The sequence below is a fragment of the Phenylobacterium sp. genome (assembly GCF_025351295.1).
Lineage (GTDB): Bacteria > Pseudomonadota > Alphaproteobacteria > Caulobacterales > Caulobacteraceae > Phenylobacterium.
Window position 1 is genome coordinate 1 of the sequence record NZ_JANXWD010000099.1, and the last position, 20,693, is coordinate 20,693.

A 20,693-nucleotide genomic window follows, 5' to 3' on the forward strand; every position below is an offset into this window, starting at 1 on the left:
AATTGAGCTGTTGCAAACCTGATTTTCGACCATTGTTTAACCGGTTGTAATCTAAATATAGCCTCGCTTCACGGTGCGGTAACAAGGCGAAACAAGAGCTCGCGGATGGCGCCCGTGTTTTCGGCAGGACTCGCCCAAGAGGAGAATTTTCACTTCACAAACCTGAGAGGCCAAGGCCCGGCCGCACAAAAAAGCGGCATCTGCCCGAAGCGTCGCCAGGGACTGGTCCCCGGCCGCGGACGCCCTAGATAAATAGCCGACCCCTGGAGACCGGAATGGACATAGCCGCCCTCGTCAGCGACCCGACCGCCTGGGCCGCGCTGGTCACCCTGGTGGTGATGGAGGTGGTGCTCGGCATCGACAATCTGGTCTTCATCTCGATCCTTTCGAACAAGCTGCCCGAGCATCAGCGCCGCCGCGCGCGGCGGATCGGCATCTCGCTCGCGCTGCTGATGCGGCTGGCGCTGCTGTCGACCCTTTCGTTCATCGCCGGCCTCACCAAGCCGGTGTTCGCCCTGCCCTGGCAGGGCCCGGCCGGCGACCACGGCGGCCCGTTGTTCGAACTCTCGTTCTCCTGGCGCGACCTGATCCTGCTGGCCGGCGGCGCCTTCCTGATCTGGAAGGCCACCACCGAAATCCACGAGAAGGTCGACCCGAACCAGACCCATGGCGTGATGGACACCAAGGCCAGGGTCGGCGGCAGCCTGGCCACGGCGATCGTCCAGATCCTGATCCTCGACCTGGTCTTCTCGGTGGACTCGATCCTGACCGCCGTGGGCATGACCGACCAGCTGGCGATCATGATGACGGCGGTGATCATCGCGGTCGGGGTGATGCTGCTGGCGGCCGACCCGCTGGCGGAGTTCATCCGCAAGAACCCGACCATCGTCATGCTGGCCCTGGGCTTCCTGCTGATGATCGGCGCCGTGCTGATCGCCGACGGCTTCGGGGTCCACGTGCCCAAGGGCTACATCTACGCCGCCATGGCCTTCTCCGGCGGCGTCGAGGCGCTGAACATGCTCGCCCGCCGCGCCCGCCCCGCCCCGATCGACAAGACCCTGCATTGACGGCATCCCTCTCCCCTTGAGGGGAGGGAAAAGACGCCTACTCCTCCCCCGGCGTCTTCACCGTGAACCCCTGGCCGCGCAGGCGGTCCAGCACGCCCCCTTGCGCCAGCAGCGGCCGCAGCGGGACCAACACGATGGCGTGGCCGGGCGTCTGCAGCGCCTTGACGATGGCGGCGGCCTCGTCGGCCTTGGTGCGTTCGTCGTAGGCGCGGCCGCCGGAGATGCTGGCCAGGCAGCGTTCGTAGGTCCGTTCGTTCCCCAGGGCCCCGGGCACGTCGCCGGTCGCCCAGGCGCGCGCGGCGGCCAGGGTGACGCCCGGCCCGGCCTCGGCCTGCGCCAGCACCTCGTCGAAACAGGCCCGGCCGGTGGCGGGCGGGGTGCGGATGATGGCGCCCAGCTGGCCGCCCAGGTCGTAGCTCTTCTCCACCACCGGGATCCGCGCGCGCTGGGCCAGCAGACGCACCAGCTTGGCGGGGTCCATGTTGGTCAGGCCGGAGCGGTCGCGGTAGTCGATGGCCAGCTGCACGCCCGCCGCCAGGGGGTTGCCGGTGCTGTAGTGGCTGGCGCTCTGCCCCAGCCGGGTGCGCACGGCGACGAACCGGGCGCGGGTCGCCGGGTCCAGCTTCGCCTCATAGGGCCCGCCGGCCTTCACCCGTATCAGGTTGAAGGCGGTGCCCAGCGAGCCGGCCAGCTTGGCCTTCACATTGACGAACGGCAGCACGACGACGTTGGCGCCTTGCAGCCGGCGCTCGAAGATCGCCCGGTCCCACTCCATGTGGCGCGGGGCGATCGAGGGCACGCCCAGCACCCAGACGGTGGTGTCGGCGTCCTGCACCCGCCACCAGGCCGGCCCGGGCAGGCGGCCCACCACCACCAGTTCCTCGACCAGCGTGGCGTCGGGGTCGTCGGTGACCGCGGCGGGCGGCGCCTGGGCGAACGCCGGCAGGGCGCAGACCAGCGCGGCCAGGGTGACGGACGCGAGGCGATTTAGCCGGCGGGCGGTGGTTTTCATGACGGGAGAGGCTCCGCGGAATCGTACTATGTGGTGAGGTCTAGCCGCCATGCCGATCCGCCGCCTCCCGCCCGAAATGATCAACCGCATCGCCGCCGGCGAGGTGGTGGAACGGCCTGCGAGCGCGGTCAAGGAGCTGGTGGAGAACGCGCTCGACGCCGGGGCTGCCGAAGTCCAGGTGCAGGCGGACGGCGGCGGCCTTACCCGTATCCTGGTGGCCGATGATGGCGCCGGCCTGGCGGCGGGCGAGCTGCCGCTGGCGGTTGAACGGCATGCGACCTCGAAGCTGAACCCGGGCGCGGACGGCGGCTACGACCTGCTCAGGATCTCCACCCTGGGATTCCGCGGCGAGGCCCTGCCCTCGATCGGCTCGGTGTCGCGGCTCAGCATCACCAGCCGGGCCCGCGAGATGGCCGACGCGCACGCGATCTTCGTCGAGGGGGGCGCGGTGGGCGCGGTGTCGCCGGCCGGCTTCCCCGGCCCACACGGGGCGCGGGTCGAGGTGCGCGACCTGTTCTACGCCACCCCGGCGCGGCTGAAGTTCATGAAGTCGGAGCGCTCCGAGGCGCTGGCGATCACCGAGGAGCTGAAGCGCCAGGCCATGGCCCACGAGGCGGTGGGGTTCTCGCTCGACCTGGACGGCCGGCGCGCCCTGCGCCTGCCCGCCGAGCCGGCCGGCGAGGCAGGCCGGCTGGCGCGGCTGGCCACCATCCTGGGCCGCGACTTCGCCGACAACGCCCTGCTGATCGACCATGACCGCGAGGGCGTGCGGCTGACCGGCTATGCGGGCCTGCCGACCTTCAACCGCGGCAACGCCGCCCACCAGTACCTGTTCGTCAACGGCCGGCCGGTGCGCGACCGGCTGCTGCAAGGCGCGCTGCGCGGGGCCTATGCCGATTTCCTGGCCCGCGACCGCCATCCGGTGGCGGCGCTCTACGTCGAGCTCGATGCGGAGCTGGTGGACGTCAACGTCCACCCGGCCAAGGCCGAGGTGCGGTTCCGCGATCCGGGGCTGGTGCGCGGCCTGATCGTCGGCGGCCTGCGCCACGCCCTGGCGGGAGCTGGACACCGGGCGTCCACCACCGTCTCGATGGCGGCCCTGGGCGGGTTCCGGCCCAACACCCTGCCGCCCTACCAGCCCTCCGGCGCCGGGTTCTCGGCCTGGCGGCAGGGCGGCTGGGCCGCCGCGGCGCAAGCCGTGCAGGGGATCCCCGGGCTCTCGGAGGTGTCGGCCCGCGCCGAGGCTTACGAACCGGGCTTTGCCGAGCCGACCGCGACCGCGGTGTTCGACCCGGTCGACTTCCCGCTGGGCGCCGCCCGCGCCCAGGTGCACGAGACCTACATCGTCGCCCAGACCCGCGACGGCGTGGTCATCGTCGACCAGCACGCCGCCCACGAGCGGCTGGTCTATGAGCGGATGAAGGCCGAGATGGCCGACGGCGGCGTCGCCCGCCAGGCGCTGTTGCTGCCCGAGGTGGTGGAACTGGACCCCGCCGAGGCCGAGCGCGTGCTGGGCCGCGCCGACGAACTGGCGGCGCTGGGCCTGGTGCTGGAGCCGTTCGGCCCCGGTGCGGTGCTGGTGCGCGAGGTCCCGGCCATGCTGGGCGAGACCGACGCGTCCGGCCTGGTCCGCGACATCGCAGACGACCTGGCGGAGAACGGCCAGGCGCTGGCGCTTAAGGAGCGGCTGGAGGACGTCTGCTCCACCATGGCCTGCCACGGCTCGGTCCGCGCCGGCCGCCGCCTGACCGCCCCGGAGATGAACGCCCTGCTCCGCCAGATGGAGGCCACCCCCCACTCCGGCCAGTGCAACCACGGGCGGCCGACCTATGTGGAACTCAAGCTGGCCGACATCGAGCGCCTGTTCGGACGGCGTTAGGCCGGCAGGCGGTAGTCGCTGATCTGCACCTCGGCGCCATGGTCCGCGAAGTCGCCCTCGGCGCGGCGGCGGCGGAACTCGCTCCAGCCGAGGTTGCGGTAGCGGGCCGGCGCGTCCGGCCGGACCACCTCCGGCAGCGGCCGGATCACGGCGGCGTAGGCCGGGTTGAAGAAGTAGGCGAGGCTCAGGCGTTCTTCGGCCTCCATGGCCAGCACCCGGTGCAGCGGGGCCCGATAGGCGTCATTCGACCAGACCTGGGCCATGTCGCCGATATTGACGATCAGGCCGCCGGGGGCGGGATCGACGGGGCGCCAGACGTCGTCCTTCAGGACTTCCAGGCCCGGCCTGCCGTCGGTCAGCAGCAGGGTGAGCGCCCCGGCGTCGGTGTGGTGGTGGATGCCCAGCCCGGCCGGGCGGTCGGCCGTCGCGTCGGCGGGATCGCGGGTCGGGTAGTGGTTGAGCCGCAGGAAGCTGGTGTGGACGCCCTCGAACGCCTCGGCCAGAGCGTCGGCCGGCGCGCCCAGGCCGGTCGCCACCAGCCGCAGCAGCCGGAACGACAGCGCCTCGCAGGCCGCGACATAGGCGCGGGCCACCGGCTTCAGTTGCGGCCGCCAGTCCGGAAACGGGGTGTCGCCCGCGAACACGTCGCCGGCCACCCGCTCGGCCGCCAGGTCCGGCCCGATGTCGAAGATCTCCTTCTTGTCGCGGCGGTTCTTGGTGAGCTCGCGGTCGTAGTAGCCCCAGGGGTTCTCCCGGCTGCGGGCCAGCGCGCGCTTGGCCGCCGGGGGACCGGCGAAGAAGGCCCTGGCCTCGGCCGTCACCGCGGCAAGCAGCGCCGGATCCAGGCCGTGCCCGACCAGCTGGAAGAAGCCCCAGTCGGCGCAGGCCCGCGACACCTGTCCGGCCACGGCCTGGGGCGGGTCGGACAGGTCGACCACCGGAACCGTGGTCTGGGAAGGGGGACGGGCGTTCATCTGGGCTCCAACGGTCCGCGACGGTGGCATAGGCCAGCCGCCCGCGCCGCAGAAGCGGTTTCGGCGGATATCGAAAGCCTGGTCGGAAGGCGCTAGGGTGCGCCGTGGACGCGGGCGCGATCCGGGCCGATCTGACATCCAGGCTGCGGGCGCCCAGCGAGGCGGCGACGGCCTGCAAGGTCTGTGGGGGCGAGGCGACGCCGCTGGGGATCGTCGACTTCAACCGCAGTTGCGAGGACGCGCGCGGCGTGGTGCTGCCGCGCACCGGCGTGCCGATCCAATACCGTCAGTGCGCTGTCTGCGGCCTCATCTTCACCGACACCTTCGACGACTGGGTCCAGGCGGACTTCGAGGCGCACGTCTATAACGAAGGCTACGCGGCCGTGGACCCGGACTACGTCGCCAAGCGACCGCAGCAGATGGCCGGCGCGCTGGCCGGCGTCCTGGCCGCGTCGAAGGCGGCGCTGGACATCCTGGACTACGGCGGCGGCAACGGCCGCTTCGCCGAGGCGATGGTCGAGGCCGGCTTCCATTGCGCCACCTACGACCCCTACACTCCGCGCTTCGCCGGGCGGCCGGCGCGGCGGTTCAACCTGATCACCTGCCTGGAGACCCTGGAGCACATGCCCGACCCCGCGGCCGGCGTAGGCGACATCGTCGCCCTGCTCGAGCCCGGTGGGGCGGTGGTCTTCGCGACCCTGGCCCAGCCGCCGGGCGCCGGCCTGGGCTGGTGGTACATCGGACCGCGCAATGGCCACGTGACCCTGTTCTCGCGCGCCGCGCTGGCGGCGCTGTGGGGCCGGTTCGGCTTTGCGGTCGCCTCGTTCAACGACCACGTCCACATGGCCTGGCGCGAGGCGCCGCCCGCCTGGGCGCGACACCTCGCGGTCACGCCGGCCTAGACACCGAAGCCGGAAGCGGCGCGTACCTGAGGAAATGCACGCGCGCCGCGCCGTAGTCGCGGGCGTCCAGGGCCGTGAAGCCGGTCACGGCAAACGCCGGCTCGCCAACCCCGCGCTCGAACACCACGGTCGCCTCAGGCGCCAGCCAGCCGCCGACCGCGAGCTTGGCCAGGGCGGTCTCGCCCAGGCCCCTGGCATAGGGCGGGTCGAGGAAGGCCAGATCGAAGGCCGGGCCATCGCCACCGGGACGCACACCCAGGTCGGTGGCGTCGCGGCGATGGACGCGGGTCTTGCCGAACAGGCCGCCGAACACCTCGACGTTGTCGCGGATCGCGCCCCGCGCCGCCTCGTCGGTTTCCACGAACAGGCAGAAGCTGGCCCCGCGCGACAGGGCCTCGAAACCCAGGGCGCCGGAGCCGGCGAACAGGTCGATGACGCGGCGGTCGCGGACCCCGGCCGACCAGGACGCATGCTCCAGGATGTTGAAGATCGCCTGCCGGGCGCGGTCGGAGGTCGGACGGGTGGCGGCGCCGGGCGGAGCGACCAGCGCCTTGCCGCGGAAATCCCCTGAGACGATACGCACCCACGGCTCCTTGCTGCCTGGGCCCTCCCGTTCCAAGGTTTGGCCCAACAATCAAGATCAACGGATTGCGGGGAGAGACCACGATGGGCCTGGTGACGGTGACGCGACGCGGCGGCACGGCGGTGATGACCTATGCCAACCCGCCGTTCGGGACCATGACCGCGGCCGGCGCGCAGGAGATGCTGGAGCTGTTCCGGCCGCTCAGCGCCGACCCGGCGGTGCGCGCGGTGATCGTCACCGGCGGCATTCCGGACATCTTCATCCGCCACTATGACGTCGGCGAACTGTCGAACATGGGCGACGCGCTGAAGGCCGCGCCGGAGCCGCCGCCGGCCGACGGCCCGCCGGCCCAGGGCTACCTGGCGCTGGTCGATGCGATCTTCGACGCGCCCAAGCCCGTCATAGCCGCGATCAACGGCCTTTGCATGGGCGGAGGCTTCGAACTGACGCTGGCCTGCGACCTGCGGATCGCCAGCCCGGAGGTGGCCGCCATCGGCCTGCCGGAAACCCGGATCGGCATCTTCCCCGGCGGCGGCGGAACCCAGCGGCTGCCCCGGGTGGTCGGCGAGGCCAAGGCGCTGGAGATCATCCTGCGCGGCCTGACCTTCACCGGCCGGCAGGCGCACGCCATCGGCATGGTGCACGAACTGGCCGCCGACCCGCTGGCCCGGGCGCTGGAGATCGCGGCGGAGTGGGAGCCGCGGGGCGCCGAGGGGATCGCCTACGCCAAGCGCCTCACCCGCGCCGCGCTGGACCGCCCGGTTTCCGAGGGCCTGGCGGACGAGCGGCACGCGTTCCTGCAGGTGATGCGGACGGCTTCGGCCCGCGAGGGCCTGCGGCAGGGCCAGGCCCCCGCGCGGATCCAGGAGATCTAGGCGCGGCGGCCTTGGCCCCCGCCGGCCGGCCGCGCGGGTTGGTGGTGGGCCGATCGACGATCCCAGGCCGGGTAGGCGCCGCCGCCCTGGCCGCCGGCTTCGGTTTGCGCGCGGGCCGGGTCGCGGCCGAGGCGCGGACCTTGGCGTCGGCCTTGTCCTTCAGCGGCTGGCGGACCTTGGGCTTCGGCTTGGCCCAGCCGGCCTTGTAGACCGGCTTCTCCTTCGGCGCGCGGATCGGCGCCAGCTCCTGCTGGGTCTTGGCCTCGTCCTGCGCGCGGCGCGAGGCGCTCTTGCGGGGCGAGCGGTAGAGCGGCCGCTCGCCGGTCGGCATGTTGTCGGCCTCGATGTGCTCGCCGAACTGTTCGCGGACCACGCGCGGGCCCACCTCCTCCAGCTCGCCGACCCCCAGCGTACCGAGGGCCAGCGGCCCATAGGCCAGGCGGATCAGCCGGTTCACCTTCAGGCCCAGGGCCTCCAGCACGCGGCGGACCTCGCGGTTTTTGCCCTCGTTCAGGGTGACGGTGAGCCACAGGTTGGCGCCCTGCGGCCCGTCCCTGGCCTTGTCCAGGCGCGCCTCGATGGGACCGTAGCGGACCCCTTCGACGGTGATCCCCTTGCTGAGGGTGTCCAGCCGCTCCTGGGTCGTGCGGCCATGGGCGCGGGCGCGGTAGCGGCGGACGACCGCGCTGGAGGGCAGCTCCAGGGCGCGGGCCAGGGCGCCGTCGTTGGTGAGCAGCAGCAGGCCCTCGGAGTTGATGTCGAGCCGGCCCACCGAGATCAGCCGCGGCAGGCCGTCGGGCAGGGCCTTGAACACCGTCGGTCGCCCGGCCGGGTCCTTGTGCGTGGTCACCAGGCCGACGGGCTTGTGATAGCGGAACAGCCGCGCTGGCTCCGGTTCGCCGACCACCTCGCCGTCGACGGTGAGGATGTCGTTGGGCTCGACCTTCACCGCCGGCGTGGTCAGCGTCCGGCCGTTGATCGCCACCCGGCCCTCGCCGATCAGCCGCTCGACGTCGCGGCGCGAGCCGACCCCCGAGCGGGCCAGCAGCTTGGCCACGCGTTCGCCGCCGCCTTCGGCATCGCTTTCGGGGGCGCCGTAGACCTCGTCATCGGAGTCGAGGTCTTGACCCGCGTCGTCGGGCTGGGGTCGTAATGGATCGTGGACCATGATTTTCGCACCATGCGCATCGCCCTTGAGGCGGCGCAAGCCGCCGCCGCCGCGGGCGAGACCCCGGTGGGCGCCGTCGTGGTCGATCCGGCCACCGGCGAAGTGATCGCCGTGGGGGCCAATCGGCCGATCGGCAGCCACGATCCGACCGCCCACGCCGAGATCGTCGCGATCCGGGAGGCGGCCCGCAAACGGGGCAACTACCGGCTCACCGACCTCACCCTCGTCGTCACCCTGGAGCCGTGCGCGATGTGCGCCGGGGCCATCAGCCACGCCCGGATCGGTCGCCTGGTGTTCGGCGCCGAGGACCCCAAGGGCGGGGCGGTGGTGAATGGCCCCCGGTTCTTCGACCAGCCGACCTGCCACTGGCGACCGCTCGTCGAAGGCGGCGTGCTGGCGGACGAAAGCTCGGCCGTACTGAAGGGGTTCTTCCAAGCGCGGCGGAAGGGGGCGAGGAGATGACGGCGGGGGAGAAGTTACATCTAACGTTGACTAGGTCTGATATATGTTACATTTAACATACTAGCATAGTCGCGGAGGCCGAGGTGTCGAAGTACGAGCCCCTGAAGCGTCACCTCGCGGAAAAAATGGAATCAGAGATCCCGATGACGTTTCGGGAGATGGAAGCGATCCTCGGCTTCCGACTTCCAAGCTCCGCGCGAAGCTACCCCGCATGGTGGTCAAACAGTGTTGGAACCCACGTGAACGCCGCGGCCTGGCGTGAAGCTGGCTGGCTGACGTCACGCGTGGATATCGGCGGTGAGCGGGTGACCTTTGTTCGGGAGCGAGGGACGGAGAGGCCCGCCAAGACCGAGGAAGGGGCAGGAGATCGTTTGATGTTGTCGCTTGAGGCGATGGCCCCGAGTACGCTCCGAATGATCGATGATCTTGCCGAGGAGGCAGGGCTGGATCGGGCCGGCGCCGTGCTGGCGGTTCTGGACGCATCGGCCATGGCGCGGCGACGCCAGCTTGTTGAGTCTATGGTCGTCGCACGCATGCCGCTAGGGCACGACAGCACCGCCTTGATCCGGGAAGATCGTGACGGCCGGTGAGGCGGACCCATGGCTTTTCAGCCTACGACGCGGCTTATCTGGCGCTGGCGGAGGCCAGAGGGGGTTGGGTTCTGACAGCCGACCGGAAAATGGTCGAGCGCGCGAAACTCGCCGGCCTCGCGCATCTTGTGCGGACACTTGCAGAGAGCTGATAGCCCCTTGCGTTCGGCGGCCCCCGGGTCCGATGATGCTTCCAAACAACGGTATGGGAGGACGTCATGGCAGGACTGCTCGAGGGCAAGGTCGCGATCATCACTGGGGCCGGCGGCGGGCTGGGCGAGGCCTACGCCAAGCTATTCGCCAAGGAGGGCGCGGCCGTGGTCGTCAACGACCTGGGCGGATCGCGCGACGGAACCGGGACCGGAACCAGCGCGGCGGCCGAGACGGTGGTCGCCGATATCAAGACGGCGGGCGGCCGGGCGGTGGCCAACGGCGACGATGTGTCGACGATCCAGGGCGGCGAGAACATCCTGAAGACTGCCCTGGACAGCTTCGGCAAGGTCGACATCCTGGTCTGCAACGCCGGCATCCTGCGCGACAAGTCGTTCACCAACACCTCCGAGCAGGACTGGGACCTGGTGGTGAAGGTGCACCTGAAGGGCACCTATTGCGTGGCCCTGCCGGTCTGGAAATACATGAAGGACCATGGCGGCGGCTCGATGGTGCTGACCTCGTCCACCTCTGGCCTCTATGGCAACTTCGGCCAGACCAACTACGGGGCGGCCAAGGCGGGCATCTACGGGATGGTCCGGGTGATGTCGATCGAGGGGCGCAAGTACAACATCCGGGTCATGGGCCTGGCGCCCGGGGCCTATACCCGGATGACCTCCGACCTGCCCGGCCGCATCGGCAAGGACCCCGATCCGCTGAGCCTGCCGCAGAACGTGGCCCCCGGCGTGCTCTACATGGTCTCCGACCTGGCCGCCGACCACTCCGGCAAGATCCTGGGCGTCTCCTCGCGCGGCGTACGCGAGATCAAGATGCTGGAGACCGAAGGCTTCCAGCCCGGGCGACCCTACACGGCCGAGGAGGTCGCCAAGGCCGCCGACCAGGTGTTCTTCCCGACGCCGGAGTCGCGGCGGGTGGCGCAGGTGAAGATGGTGGAGCCCGCCAAGGCGCCGGCCTAGAACGCCGCGAGGCGGGCGTCCAGCCGGTCGCGGACCGCTGGCCATTCGTCGGCCAGCACCGAGAACGTCACCGTGTCGCGCACGCGGCCGTTCCAGGTGACCATGTCGGCGCGGCTGATGCCCTCCTGCACCGCCCCCAGCTTCAGCACCGCGGCGCGCGAGCGAGCGTTGATGGCGTCGACCCGGAACTGCACCCGCCGGGCGCCGGACGCGAAGGCGTCCTCCAGCAGCAGGCGCTTGGCCGCCGGGTTGACCGGGCCACCGCGCACCTCGGGCCCATAGTAGGTGCCGCCGATCTCCACCGTGGCCTGCTGGCGATCGATGCGCAGGTAGCTGGACACGCCGACGCAGACGCCAGCTTCCGTCACCGCATAGTTCAGGCGGTCGGGCGTGGGCGCCGCGTAGAACCGCGCCCAGCCGGCGTCGAAATGCTCGCCGCCCATCGGATAGGGGTAGAGCCTGGTCCAGGTCTCCAGGTCCGCGTCGCAGGCGGCGCGAAAGGCCTCGCGGTGAGCCGGGCTCATCGGCTCCAGCCGCACGAAGCGGTTCTCGATGATCTTCAGGTCGAGCTGCATGGCGCGATCCCTAGGGGGCCAGCGGCCTGCCCGATATGTCCAGTTTCAGCAAACTGTGCAGACCACTTTGCCGCGGTTGAAGCCGTCTCCCCACCGCGCCGTCAAATAACAACCGGGGCCGCCCTTGCATCGTCGAGAGGCCGACATATCTCTGGCTTGCCCATTCTGGGCGTTTCCTCCCCATGAACTCAAAAGCCGGGTCCCTTTGGACCCGGCTCTTTTTTTGGCCTCAGCCCTGCAGGTACAGGCGCGCGGCCTGCGCCAGGTAGACCACGGCGATCACCGACAGGATCAGGCGCAGGTAGCGCTTGAAATTCACGTCGCTCAGCCGGTTCAGCACAACACCGCCGGCCGCCGTGCCCAGCATGGACAGCGGGACCGCCAGGGCGAACACCCAGAGCGGCGGCAGGCCCTTGCCGTGCACCGCCAGCAGCGGGGCGCCGTAGACGGCGATCTTCATCAGGTGGCTGAACACTTGGGTCGCGGCCTTGGTGGCGACGATCTGGTGGCGGGTCAGGCTGGTGCGGACGAAGAAGATATCCAGGAACGGCCCGGCGACCCCCGCGGTCAGGTTCACGCCGGTGACGCTCAGGCCGCACAGCAGGGCCTGTTCCGGCCGTCGCGCGTCCAGCTTGAGCCACCGGTCCGGCATCCAGACCAGCCAGGGCACCAGGCCCATGAACAGGTAGAGGGTGGCCGTCGTCGGGACCACGGTGATCAGGCCGGCGATGCCCGCGGCCACGAACGATCCCAGGGCGAAGAGGCCGACGATCTTCCAGGCGACATGCTGGCGATGCAGGATCGCGCGCCAGCCGTTAGCGACCAGCTGCAGCAGGCCGTGGGCGACGAAGGTCGCCGAGACCGGCAGGACGAGGGCCAGCGCCCCCTTCAGCATCAGGCCGCCGGCCATGCCGAACACGCCGGATATCGCCGCCGTCAGGAAGGCAGCGGCGATGATGAATGCGCCTGTGACCAGGGTCATGGGGATAGTCCTCCGAGGTTGCGGACCGCCCCGAAAGGTGGACACAGGCCACCTCCGATTGCGGGCCAGCTGCGCGTCGCGCGCGGGACCGGATGGGCGCTGCAAACCTCACAGGGCGAGCGCAGGGGAGAGGCCGGCCATCTGCTCGGGCAGATGCGACCTGGGGCGCCGCGGCCAGGGCCGGGCGACTTATGTTCAGTGACGATTCCATGGCGGAACGCGGGTCGCTTACACCGAAGCCTGGCGACGGCCAAGGTTGATCGACCAGATCAACCCTTCCGCTTCGACACGGCGCAGGTCCAGCCGCCCTTGCCGTCGGCGCGCGCGACGCCGGGGTACGGGCAGAGCAACTGGGTCGCGTTGCCCGCGTCGGCCCGGGCCGTCAGGCTCCCCGGCGCGTCGCCCTTGGTCACCCAGCGGTCCAGGACCTCCAGCCAGTCGACCTCGCCGGGGCCGGCGCCGCCGCGGCAATGGAGCATCCCGGGGATCATGTAGAGCCGATAGAAGCTGGACGTGTCGCCCGTCTTGCGGCCCACCTCGGTATAGTAGCGCGGGCTGCCCAGGGGCGGAATCGCGGGGTCGTTCCAGCCATGGTACTGGATCAGCTTGCCGCCATGGCTCCTGAACGGCGTCAGGTCGGGGTTGACCGCGTCCAGCAGGGCGGCGGTCTTCTGGCGATCACGGTCGTACTTGGGGCCGAGGTCGGCCTTCAGGAAGTCGAACGACGGGTCGCCGTAGACGAAGTACTTCATGAACTGCGAGGAGATCGCGTGGCCGGAGGCCTCGCCGATCGCGGCCTGCGACGCGCCTGTGTTCCAGGCCTGGTAGCCGCCCGGCTGGGCCTCGCCGCCCGGGGTATAGCCCGGGAAGGTCGAACGGCTGCCGGGACCTGGCCGGCCGCTGTAGAGCGCCCGCGCGGCGGCGAGCTGCGGGGCGGTCAGGCACGCGGATGACTGGGCCGGCTTGCACCTGAGGACGCCGGGATCGAAGCGACAGGCCTGCTGGTCGCGGATGAACGCGCCGCCGCCGGCGCATTGCTTCAACGCGGCGTCCTGCAGCAGCTGCAGGGCCGCCAGATCCAGATAGGCGCCGGGCCTGGCCAGCATCTGCTGCATGTAGGCGCGACCCCCGGTGGACAGGGTGTTGTAGTTGGCCGGGGCCCCAGCGACGATGCCGTCGAAGTCGTTGGGGAAGCGCTGCGCTTCCATCAGCGCCTCGCGCCCGCCGGCCGAGCAGCCGATGAAATAGCTGCGCCGGACCGGGCCGCCGGTCTGGGCCAAGATCAGCGCCTTGGCGGTATCGGTGGTTTCCTTCAGCGAACGAGTGCCAAAGTCCCGGATCTTCTCCGGATGTCCAAGCGCCCAGAGCGCGGTGCGGCCGTTGCCGACATGGCCGTCGTCGGTGCCGGCGGCGGCATAGCCGAGCTCTGCGCGGGCCTTGATCGCCGCCGAGGGGATCGCGCCCGCCAGGCCGCCATTGCCCACCTGCACCAGCTTACCGTTCCAGGCCGAGCCCAGCGGGATCATCACCTCGATGCGGATGTCGCTGTCCCTGGTCGGCCGGCTGGTCACCAGGACGCGGCAGGCCTCGCCCGACCTCAGCGTCTCGACCTTGGCCGAGGTCACCTCGGCGTGGGGCAGCCGGATGTGCGCGAGGTCGGCACACGCGATTTCGGCCCGCGCGGCAGCGGGCAGCGCCACGGCCAGGGCGGCGCCCGCCGCCAGAAGGTAGGGCTTCATCTTCATCGTCCCCTCCCGGCGCGGTTGAGCGCCTAACCCTTCTTCTTCACCGAGCAGGCCCAGCCGCCCTTGCCGTCCTCGCGCGCCACGCCCGGATAGGGGCAGAGCAGCTGCTTGGGATCGCCGCCGGCCGCGGTCATGGTGGCGGTCAGTTCGGCCGGCGCCTTGCCGCCCGCGACCCAGCCGTCCAGCACCGCGAGCCAGTCGACCGTGCCCGGCCCAGGGCCCCCGGCGCAGTGCAGCATGCCGGGGATCAGGTACATTCGGTAGAAGCCCGAGGTGTCGCCCATCGTGCGCCCGACGTCCTCATAGTAGACGATGCTGGAGCGCGCCGGGATCGCGGGGTCGTTCCAGCCATGGTACTGGATCAGCTTGCCGCCGCGCTTCTTGAAGGCCGCCAGATTGGCGTCCGGACTGTCGATGATCGACGACATCTTCGCCTTCGCGCCGTCGAACCCGGTCCCCAGATCCATCGTCAGGAGGTCGTAGTTGGGGTCCTGGAAGGCGAAGTATTTGAAGGCGTTGGACGCAAATTGGTAGCCGGCTGCATTGCCGTTGGCAGCCGGCGTCGAACCCGTGGTCCAGGCCTGCCAGCTGCCGCCCTGGGCCTCGGCGCCGGCGGTGAAGCCGGGGAAGGCGACTTTGCCGGTGCGCGGATCGGCGCGGCCGGCGTAGATGGTGCGCGCCGAATGGACCTGGGCCGCGGTCAGGCAGCCGTCGGCCTGGCCGGCCTTGCACAGCAGCTTGCCGGGATCGAAGCGGCAGGCGGCCGGGTCACGGACGAAGGTGGCGCCGCCGCAGTCGGCCAGGGCCGCGGCCTGCAGCAGCTTGAGTTGCGGCAGGTCCAGGTAGCCGCCCGGCTGGTGCAGCGCCTGCTGGTTGGCGGCGCTGACTCCGAACAGCTCGGACATGTAGTTGGCCGGCGCGCCGGCGACGATGCCGTCGAAGTCATTGGGATAGCGCTGCGCTTCCATCAACGCCTCGCGGCCGCCATCCGAGCAGCCATAGAAATAGGACGTCTTCGGGCCGCCCAGCTTCTGCGCCTTGATCAGCGCCTTGGCGATGTCGGTGGTCTCCTTCAGCGCGCGGTAGCCGAAGTCGGTGATCTTCTCCGGATGGCCCAGGGCCCACGTCGCCGAGGTGCCGACCGGGTCCTGGTGGCCATCGTCGGTGCCGGCGGTGGCATAGCCGGTGGCCGCGATCGCCTTCAGCCGCCCCGACGGCACGGTCCCGGCGAAGCCGCCGTTGCCCAGCTGCACGAACTTGCCGTTCCAGGCGCCGCCCACCGGGATCCAGACCTCCAGGCGGATATCGCTGTCCTTGGTCGGCCGGCTGGTCACCGCGATCTTGCAGAGGTCGACGGTCCCGGACTTCTCGGCCGTGGCCGAGGTGACCTCGGCGTGGGCCAGCGGGGTCTTGGCCAGGTCCGCGCAGGCGGTCTCGGCGCGGGCCAGTCCCGGCGCAGCCAGGACCATGGCGGCGCCCATCGCGATCAGCATCGCCTTCATCTTGGATATCTCCCCAGCCAGCTCTTGTTGGGAGGAGTTCAGCACAGCCCGGGGGTTTGCGAAACCAAACCCTTCTCTCCTTGCGGGAGAAGGTGGCCCGCGAAGCGGGTCGAATGAGGGGTCGTTCAAGAGGCTCGGTCAGACACGAAGAGGGTCGCGCACCGAGCGGAACGCGACCCCTCATCCGTCACCCTGCGGCTGCCACCTTCTCCCGCAGGGGGAGAAGGCGACTGTCGCGATTTATCAGTTCCGGAACACCGCCGCCGTCGACGGGTCGGCGGGCATCTCACGGTACTGGCGCAGCTCGTTGCGGCCGACCACCATGTGGTGGACCTCGTCCGGGCCATCGGCGATCCGCAGGGTGCGGGTGTTGGCGTACATCTTGGCCAGCGGGGTGTGTTGCGAGACGCCGAGCGCGCCGTGCATCTGGATCGCCTGGTCGATGATCTCGCAGACCCGGACCGGGACCATGGCCTTGACCATGTGGATCCACACGCGGGCTTCCTGGTTGCCCAGGACGTCCATCGCCTTGGCGGCCTTCAGCACCATCAGGCGCATGGCCTCGATGTCGATGCGGGCCTTGGAGATCATCTCGATGTTGCCGCCCAGCTGGACCAGCGGCTTGCCGAACGCGGTGCGGGTCAGGCCGCGGGTGACCATCAGGTCCAGCGCCTTCTCGGCCGAGCCGATGGCGCGCATGCAGTGGTGGATGCGGCCGGGGCCGAGGCGCAGCTGGCTGATCTCGAAGCCGCGGCCCTCGCCCAGCAGCATGTTCGACGCCGGCACGCGGACGTTGTCGAACACGATGTGCATGTGGCCATGCGGCGCGTCGGGGTCGCCGAACACATGCTGCGGACCGATGATCTTCACCCCGGGGGCGTCGGTGGGCACCAGGATCTGCGATTGGCGGAGCGCCGGCGGGCCGTCGTCGCTGGTCTGCACCATGGTGATCATGATCTTGCAGCGCGGGTCGCCGGCGCCGGAAATGTAGTGCTTCTCGCCGTTGATGACGTATTCGCCGCCGACCAGGGTGGCGCGGGTGTTGACGTTCTTGGCGTCGGACGAGGCCGAGTTCAACTCGGTCATGGCGAAGGCAGAGCGGATCTTGCCGGCCAGCAGCGGCTCCAGCCACTGCTTCTTCTGTTCCGGGGTGCCGACCCGCTCCAGGACTTCCATGTTGCCGGTGTCGGGCGCGGCGCAGTTCATAGTCTCCGACGCCATCCGGTTCTTGCCCAGCTCGACGGCGATGTAGGCGTAGTCCAGGTTCGACAGGCCCTCGCCGGTCTCGGCGTTGGGCAGGAAGAAGTTCCACAGGCCGGCGGCCTTGGCCTTGTCCTTGGCGGCTTCCAGGCATTCCAGCTGGCCGGGCGCATAGGACCAGATGTCGCGATTGCCCTCGCCCAGACGGTGGAACTCGGCGCTCATCGGATCGACGACCTCACGGATGAAGGTCTTCACCTTGTTAAGCAGCGGCAGCGCCTTCTCCGACATCCGCAGGTCGTTCATTTCGTCCTGGGGACTGAGGTTGAAGCTCGACTGCGCCGGCTTGTTGAGGGTCTCGCTCATCTGGTCACTCCCGCAGAGATTTGTTTGGGGAAGCTTTGGCCCATCGACCGGGTTCAAACAAGCGTTTTAACTCCATAGGGAGGCAGGCAGGCGTTTCCCTCCCTTAACGGGGAGGGCCGACTCGCCGAAGGCGAGCGGGGTGGGGAAGGTTGGGACGGAGCGCGGAGTCGGAGCTTGATCCCGACGTCCCCACCCTGACTGCCCACCGGGTCGCCTCGCGGCCCGGCGCCCGCCTTATTTTGTCGGCGCCTTGTCGGCGTGGGGGCAGACGGCGGTGATCAGGGCCTCGTTGTCCGCGCCGGTCGCCTTCTTGGGCGTGTCGGTGCGCCAGGTCGCCTTGATGTCCAGCGGCGTGTTCGGCCGGAAGGAGGCCATCGAGATCATGTTCTTGTTCTGGCAGTCGATGGCGACGACGCTGCCGACGCTGTCGGCCTTGCCGGGCGCCGAGGGGCCCAGCGTGCCCTTGGACAGGGCCTGCATGACGATCAGGCGGCCGGTCTGCTTGTCCTTGTAGGTGTAGTCGCTGTCGTAGGAGACATCGGCGCCGTTCTCCATGGTGGCGAACTTGGTCCAGGTCTCGGCCTGGGCCACCCCGCCGACGGCAAAGGCGGCGAGGACGGCGAGCGCAACGGCGCGGCGCATGGGCATATCTCTCCAAACAGACGTTCGATGGGTTCTGCCGGAACCTAGCGGCGGTTTTTGGACGCCTCCAGACATTTCAGGCGCGGCATAAGACTCAGGCGACCCGTTTCGTCGGACGGTTCATGGCGCGTTCCGTGTCGCCGATGTAGTCGCGGGTGATCGGCACGGCGTCGACCCGCTTGGCCAGCTGTAGCTGGAAGTTGAACTGGCGGCGCGCGCGGAAGCTCTGTTCGGCGATGCCGAGATAGAACTCGAACATCCGGCAGAAGCGCTCGTCGTAGAGCTCGACGATCTCGGAGCGGACGGCGGCGAAGCGCTGGCGCCAGTGGCGGATCGTCTCGGCATAGTGCAGCCGCAGGATCTCCACGTCGGTGACGATCAGACCCGCCCGCTCGATGGCGGGCATCACCTCGCTGAGCGCCGGGCTGTAGCCGCCCGGGAAGATGTATTTGTCGATCCAGGCGTTGGTCACCCCGCTCTCGGGCCGGCCGATGGAATGGATCAGCGCCACGCCGTCGTCGGTCAGCAACCGTGCGACACCGTCGAAGAAGGTCTGGTAGTTCGGCCGCCCCACGGCCTCGAACATGCCGACCGAGACGATCCGATCGTAGGTCTGGGTCACGTCGCGATAGTCGGTGAGCGAGAAGCGGGCGCGGCTGGCCAGCCCGCGGGCCTCGGCGCGCCGCTGGGCCACGGCGAGCTGCTCGACCGACAGCGTCACGCCGTTAACCTCGACGCCGGCCTCCTCGGCCAGCGTCATGGCCATGCCGCCCCAGCCGCAGCCGATGTCCAGCACCCGCTGACCGGGTTTCAGCAGCAGCTTGGCGGCGACGTGCCGCTTCTTGGCCAGCTGCGCCTCCTCCAGGGTCATGTCGGGGCGCTCGAAATAGGCGCAGGAGTACTGCATGTCCTCGTCCAGGAACCGCCGGTAGAGGTCGTAGGACAGGTCATAGTGGTGCGCCGCGTTGCGCCGGGCGGCGACGCGGTCGTTGGCCTCGCGCAGGGCGCGCCGCAGCCAGCGGCGCAGGCCCCGCTTGCCGCGCTTCTTGAACTTGGCGTTGGCGCCGATCAGGTCGATGAACTGGCCGATCTCGCCGTCCTCCAGCACCAGGCCGCCGTCCATATAGGCCTCGCCGACCCCCAGGCCGGGCTTGGCCGCGATCCGCGCCGCCCACAGGCCGCTGGTGATCCGCGCGACCAGCCGCGGTCCCGCGCCGTCGCCGAGCCGCAGCGTCCCGCCGCCCGGCAGCTTCAAGGTCAGGTCGCCCTCGCGGACGACACCCTCCAGCACCGATTGCAGTCCCATCGCCTCACTCCTGCCCAGGATCGGGGCCTAACACGCCGGCCTAACCCGTTTTCCGCGGCGCTCAGAGTAGGAACCGTCGCGGAAATGCCAAGTCGTTCCGATACCGGTCTTTATGCGCATCCGCCTTGACTCCCAGGCTGGCTGTTCCTAACTCCCCATCGACGCTGGCACTCGTGGGTTGGGACTGCTAACAGCCGCGCTCGCCCGCCGCCGTCACCGCATTCAAAGACCGTCCAAGCACGGAAAGAGAGAGAACAAACATGGCGTTTCGTCCCCTGGGAGATCGCGTCCTCGTCAAGCGCGTCGAGGAAGAGGAAAAGACCAAGGGCGGGATCATCATTCCCGACACCGCGAAGGAAAAGCCGCAGGAAGGCCAAGTGATTTCGACCGGCCCCGGCGCCCGCGACGACAACGGCAAGGTCCAGCCCCTGGACGTCAAGGCCGGCGACCGCATCCTGTTCGGCAAGTGGTCCGGCTCCGAGGTCAAGCTCGACGGCGAGGACCTGCTGATCATGAAGGAAAGCGACATCCTGGGCGTCGTCTCCTAAGCGACCCGCCCACAAACACACCTTTCAGAGAAGAGAGACAGCCATGGCTGCCAAAGACGTCTATTTCTCCTCCGACGCGCGCGACCGCATGCTGCGCGGCGTCAACATCCTCGCCAATGCCGTGAAGGTGACCCTGGGGCCCAAGGGCCGCAACGTGATCATCGAGAAGTCGTTCGGCGCGCCGCGCTCCACCAAGGACGGCGTGACGGTGGCCAAGGAAATCGAACTTTCCGACCGTTTCGAGAACCTCGGCGCCCAACTGATCCGTGAGGTCGCCTCCAAGACCAACGACAAGGCCGGCGACGGCACCACCACCGCCACGGTGCTGGCCCAGGCCATCGTCATCGAAGGCCTGAAGTCGGTCGCGGCCGGCATGAACCCGATGGACCTGAAGCGCGGCGTCGACAAGGCGGTCGCCAAGGTCGTCGAGGAGATCAAGAACTCCTCGCGCAAGGTGACCACCAACGCCGAGATCGCCCAGGTCGGCACCATCTCCGCCAACGGCGACACCGAGGTCGGCGACATGATCGCCAAGGCCATGGAAAAGGTCGGCAACGAGGGCGTGATCACGGTCGAAGAGGCCCGCACGGCCGAGACCGAACTCGACGTCGTCGAGGGCATGCAGTTCGATCGCGGCTATCTCTCGCCCTACTTCATCACCAACGCCGAGAAGATGGAGGCCGACCTCGAGGATCCGCTGATCCTGCTCTTCGAAAAGAAGCTTTCCTCGCTGCAGCCCCTGCTGCCGGTGCTGGAAGCCGTGGTCCAGTCGGGCAAGCCCCTGCTGATCATCGCCGAAGACGTCGAAGGTGAAGCCCTGGCCACCCTGGTGGTCAACAAGCTGCGCGGCGGCCTGCGGGTCGCGGCGGTCAAGGCGCCGGGCTTCGGCGATCGCCGCAAGGCGATGCTGGAAGACATCGCCATCCTGACCGGCGGCCAGCTGATCTCCGAAGACCTGGGCATCAAGCTTGAGAGCGTCACGCTCGAGATGCTTGGCAAGGCCAAGAAGGTCACCATCACCAAAGAAGACACCACGATCGTGGATGGCGCCGGCGTGAAGGCGGACATCGAAGGCCGCATCTCGCAGATCAAGAAGCAGGTCGAGGACACCACCTCCGACTACGACAAGGAAAAGCTGCAGGAACGCCTGGCCAAGCTGGCCGGCGGCGTTGCGGTGGTCCGCGTCGG

The 20,693-nt window shown here is 69.5% G+C and carries 19 protein-coding genes and 1 pseudogene; 9 read left to right on the top strand and 11 right to left on the bottom strand.

Features of this window, described 5'->3' with window-relative positions; translation table 11 throughout:
• Window positions 1-275: 275 nt before the first annotated feature.
• Window positions 276-1,067 carry a TerC family protein gene (locus tag Q0R13_RS13910; RefSeq protein WP_293904893.1) on the top strand — a complete coding sequence of 264 codons (792 nt, stop codon included), beginning with the start codon at window positions 276-278 and terminating at the stop codon, window positions 1,065-1,067.
• Window positions 1,068-1,104: 37 nt separating this feature from the next.
• Here Q0R13_RS13910 and Q0R13_RS13915 read toward each other — a convergent pair whose 3' ends face one another.
• A complete protein-coding gene (locus Q0R13_RS13915; protein WP_293904895.1) occupies window positions 1,105-2,079 on the bottom strand; it encodes a TraB/GumN family protein in 975 nt (324 codons plus the stop codon).
• Between the two features lie 49 nt (window positions 2,080-2,128).
• Here Q0R13_RS13915 and mutL point away from each other — a divergent pair, with 49 nt between their 5' ends.
• Window positions 2,129-3,958 (top strand): DNA mismatch repair endonuclease MutL, encoded by a 1,830-nt coding sequence (gene mutL / locus Q0R13_RS13920; RefSeq protein WP_293904897.1) that lies wholly within the window; start codon window positions 2,129-2,131, stop codon window positions 3,956-3,958.
• On the opposite strand, the gene Q0R13_RS13925 is transcribed toward mutL, so the two are convergent.
• Window positions 3,955-4,932, bottom strand: coding sequence for a 2OG-Fe(II) oxygenase family protein (locus tag Q0R13_RS13925; protein ID WP_293904899.1), 978 nt, complete (start codon window positions 4,930-4,932; stop codon window positions 3,955-3,957). The two genes, mutL and Q0R13_RS13925, sit on opposite strands and share 4 nt — an antisense overlap.
• Window positions 4,933-5,036: 104 nt before the next feature.
• On the opposite strand from Q0R13_RS13925, the gene Q0R13_RS13930 reads away from it, so the two are divergent.
• The gene (locus Q0R13_RS13930) at window positions 5,037-5,834 is read left to right on the top strand and encodes a class I SAM-dependent methyltransferase (RefSeq protein ID WP_293904901.1); all 798 of its coding nucleotides are present in this window, start codon (window positions 5,037-5,039) and stop codon (window positions 5,832-5,834) included.
• Here Q0R13_RS13930 and rsmD read toward each other — a convergent pair.
• Window positions 5,821-6,417, bottom strand: a complete 597-nt coding sequence (gene rsmD / locus Q0R13_RS13935) for a 16S rRNA (guanine(966)-N(2))-methyltransferase RsmD (protein WP_293904903.1) — start codon at window positions 6,415-6,417, stop codon at window positions 5,821-5,823. The genes Q0R13_RS13930 and rsmD overlap by 14 nt on opposite strands.
• A gap of 155 nt (window positions 6,418-6,572) precedes the next feature.
• Here rsmD and Q0R13_RS13940 point away from each other — a divergent pair.
• A pseudogene (locus Q0R13_RS13940) lies at window positions 6,573-7,196 on the top strand (enoyl-CoA hydratase/isomerase family protein); the annotation flags it as partial.
• On the opposite strand, the gene Q0R13_RS13945 reads toward Q0R13_RS13940, so the two are convergent.
• The gene (locus Q0R13_RS13945; protein WP_293904905.1) at window positions 7,153-8,460 is read right to left on the bottom strand and encodes a pseudouridine synthase; all 1,308 of its coding nucleotides are present in this window, start codon (window positions 8,458-8,460) and stop codon (window positions 7,153-7,155) included. The pseudogene Q0R13_RS13940 and the gene Q0R13_RS13945 sit on opposite strands and share 44 nt — an antisense overlap.
• A 12-nt stretch (window positions 8,461-8,472) precedes the next feature.
• On the opposite strand from Q0R13_RS13945, the gene tadA reads away from it, so the two are divergent.
• From tadA to Q0R13_RS13960, 3 genes are all read left to right on the top strand, one after another.
• Window positions 8,473-8,922: a tRNA adenosine(34) deaminase TadA gene (gene tadA / locus Q0R13_RS13950; RefSeq protein WP_293904907.1), complete on the top strand. Its 450-nt coding sequence runs from the start codon at window positions 8,473-8,475 to the stop codon at window positions 8,920-8,922.
• A gap of 83 nt (window positions 8,923-9,005) precedes the next feature.
• Window positions 9,006-9,512, top strand: a complete 507-nt coding sequence (locus Q0R13_RS13955) for a hypothetical protein (protein ID WP_293904909.1) — start codon at window positions 9,006-9,008, stop codon at window positions 9,510-9,512.
• 218 nt (window positions 9,513-9,730) lie between these two features.
• A complete protein-coding gene (locus Q0R13_RS13960; RefSeq protein ID WP_293904911.1) occupies window positions 9,731-10,639 on the top strand; it encodes an SDR family NAD(P)-dependent oxidoreductase in 909 nt (302 codons plus the stop codon).
• Here the strand turns inward: Q0R13_RS13960 and Q0R13_RS13965 are convergent.
• The 7 genes from Q0R13_RS13965 to Q0R13_RS13995 form a co-directional block, all read right to left on the bottom strand.
• Window positions 10,636-11,214, bottom strand: coding sequence for a GNAT family protein (locus Q0R13_RS13965; protein WP_293904913.1), 579 nt, complete (start codon window positions 11,212-11,214; stop codon window positions 10,636-10,638). The genes Q0R13_RS13960 and Q0R13_RS13965 overlap by 4 nt on opposite strands.
• Before the next feature lie 229 nt (window positions 11,215-11,443).
• Window positions 11,444-12,196: a sulfite exporter TauE/SafE family protein gene (locus Q0R13_RS13970; protein WP_293904915.1), complete on the bottom strand. Its 753-nt coding sequence runs from the start codon at window positions 12,194-12,196 to the stop codon at window positions 11,444-11,446.
• Window positions 12,197-12,465: 269 nt separating this feature from the next.
• On the bottom strand, window positions 12,466-13,941 hold the full coding sequence (locus Q0R13_RS13975) for a tannase/feruloyl esterase family alpha/beta hydrolase (protein ID WP_293904917.1): 1,476 nt from the start codon (window positions 13,939-13,941) through the stop codon (window positions 12,466-12,468).
• Between the two features lie 26 nt (window positions 13,942-13,967).
• Complete coding sequence (locus Q0R13_RS13980; protein ID WP_293904918.1) at window positions 13,968-15,443, bottom strand: tannase/feruloyl esterase family alpha/beta hydrolase; 1,476 nt, start codon at window positions 15,441-15,443, stop codon at window positions 13,968-13,970.
• A gap of 243 nt (window positions 15,444-15,686) precedes the next feature.
• Entirely contained in the window at window positions 15,687-16,934 is a 1,248-nt protein-coding gene (locus Q0R13_RS13985; RefSeq protein ID WP_366852967.1) for an acyl-CoA dehydrogenase family protein, read from the bottom strand.
• A 309-nt stretch (window positions 16,935-17,243) separates the two neighbouring features.
• Window positions 17,244-17,651, bottom strand: a complete 408-nt coding sequence (locus tag Q0R13_RS13990) for a hypothetical protein (protein WP_293904922.1) — start codon at window positions 17,649-17,651, stop codon at window positions 17,244-17,246.
• Between the two features lie 94 nt (window positions 17,652-17,745).
• A complete protein-coding gene (locus Q0R13_RS13995; RefSeq protein WP_293904924.1) occupies window positions 17,746-18,957 on the bottom strand; it encodes a cyclopropane-fatty-acyl-phospholipid synthase family protein in 1,212 nt (403 codons plus the stop codon).
• Between the two features lie 260 nt (window positions 18,958-19,217).
• On the opposite strand from Q0R13_RS13995, the gene groES reads away from it, so the two are divergent.
• Together groES and groL are read left to right on the top strand one after the other, a co-directional pair.
• Window positions 19,218-19,505 (top strand): co-chaperone GroES, encoded by a 288-nt coding sequence (gene groES, locus Q0R13_RS14000; protein WP_293904926.1) that lies wholly within the window; start codon window positions 19,218-19,220, stop codon window positions 19,503-19,505.
• Window positions 19,506-19,548: 43 nt separating this feature from the next.
• Window positions 19,549-20,693 (top strand): chaperonin GroEL (gene groL, locus Q0R13_RS14005; RefSeq protein ID WP_293904928.1); only part of this gene is annotated, 1,145 nt, incomplete at its 3' end.

Coding starts and splice junctions, on each gene's coding strand:
- Q0R13_RS13960 (WP_293904911.1), top strand. CDS start 9,731: ATGGCAGGACTGCTCGAGGGCAAGGTCGCGATCATCACTGGGGCCGGC.
- Q0R13_RS13970 (WP_293904915.1), bottom strand. CDS start 12,196: ATGACCCTGGTCACAGGCGCATTCATCATCGCCGCTGCCTTCCTGACG.
- Q0R13_RS13985 (WP_366852967.1), bottom strand. CDS start 16,934: ATGTCGGAGAAGGCGCTGCCGCTGCTTAACAAGGTGAAGACCTTCATC.
- tadA (WP_293904907.1), top strand. CDS start 8,473: ATGCGCATCGCCCTTGAGGCGGCGCAAGCCGCCGCCGCCGCGGGCGAG.
- mutL (WP_293904897.1), top strand. CDS start 2,129: ATGCCGATCCGCCGCCTCCCGCCCGAAATGATCAACCGCATCGCCGCC.
- Q0R13_RS13925 (WP_293904899.1), bottom strand. CDS start 4,932: ATGAACGCCCGTCCCCCTTCCCAGACCACGGTTCCGGTGGTCGACCTG.
- Q0R13_RS13910 (WP_293904893.1), top strand. CDS start 276: ATGGACATAGCCGCCCTCGTCAGCGACCCGACCGCCTGGGCCGCGCTG.
- Q0R13_RS13980 (WP_293904918.1), bottom strand. CDS start 15,443: ATGAAGGCGATGCTGATCGCGATGGGCGCCGCCATGGTCCTGGCTGCG.
- Q0R13_RS13945 (WP_293904905.1), bottom strand. CDS start 8,460: ATGGTCCACGATCCATTACGACCCCAGCCCGACGACGCGGGTCAAGAC.
- Q0R13_RS13995 (WP_293904924.1), bottom strand. CDS start 18,957: ATGGGACTGCAATCGGTGCTGGAGGGTGTCGTCCGCGAGGGCGACCTG.
- Q0R13_RS13915 (WP_293904895.1), bottom strand. CDS start 2,079: ATGAAAACCACCGCCCGCCGGCTAAATCGCCTCGCGTCCGTCACCCTG.
- Q0R13_RS13965 (WP_293904913.1), bottom strand. CDS start 11,214: ATGCAGCTCGACCTGAAGATCATCGAGAACCGCTTCGTGCGGCTGGAG.
- Q0R13_RS13975 (WP_293904917.1), bottom strand. CDS start 13,941: ATGAAGATGAAGCCCTACCTTCTGGCGGCGGGCGCCGCCCTGGCCGTG.
- groES (WP_293904926.1), top strand. CDS start 19,218: ATGGCGTTTCGTCCCCTGGGAGATCGCGTCCTCGTCAAGCGCGTCGAG.
- Q0R13_RS13990 (WP_293904922.1), bottom strand. CDS start 17,651: ATGCGCCGCGCCGTTGCGCTCGCCGTCCTCGCCGCCTTTGCCGTCGGC.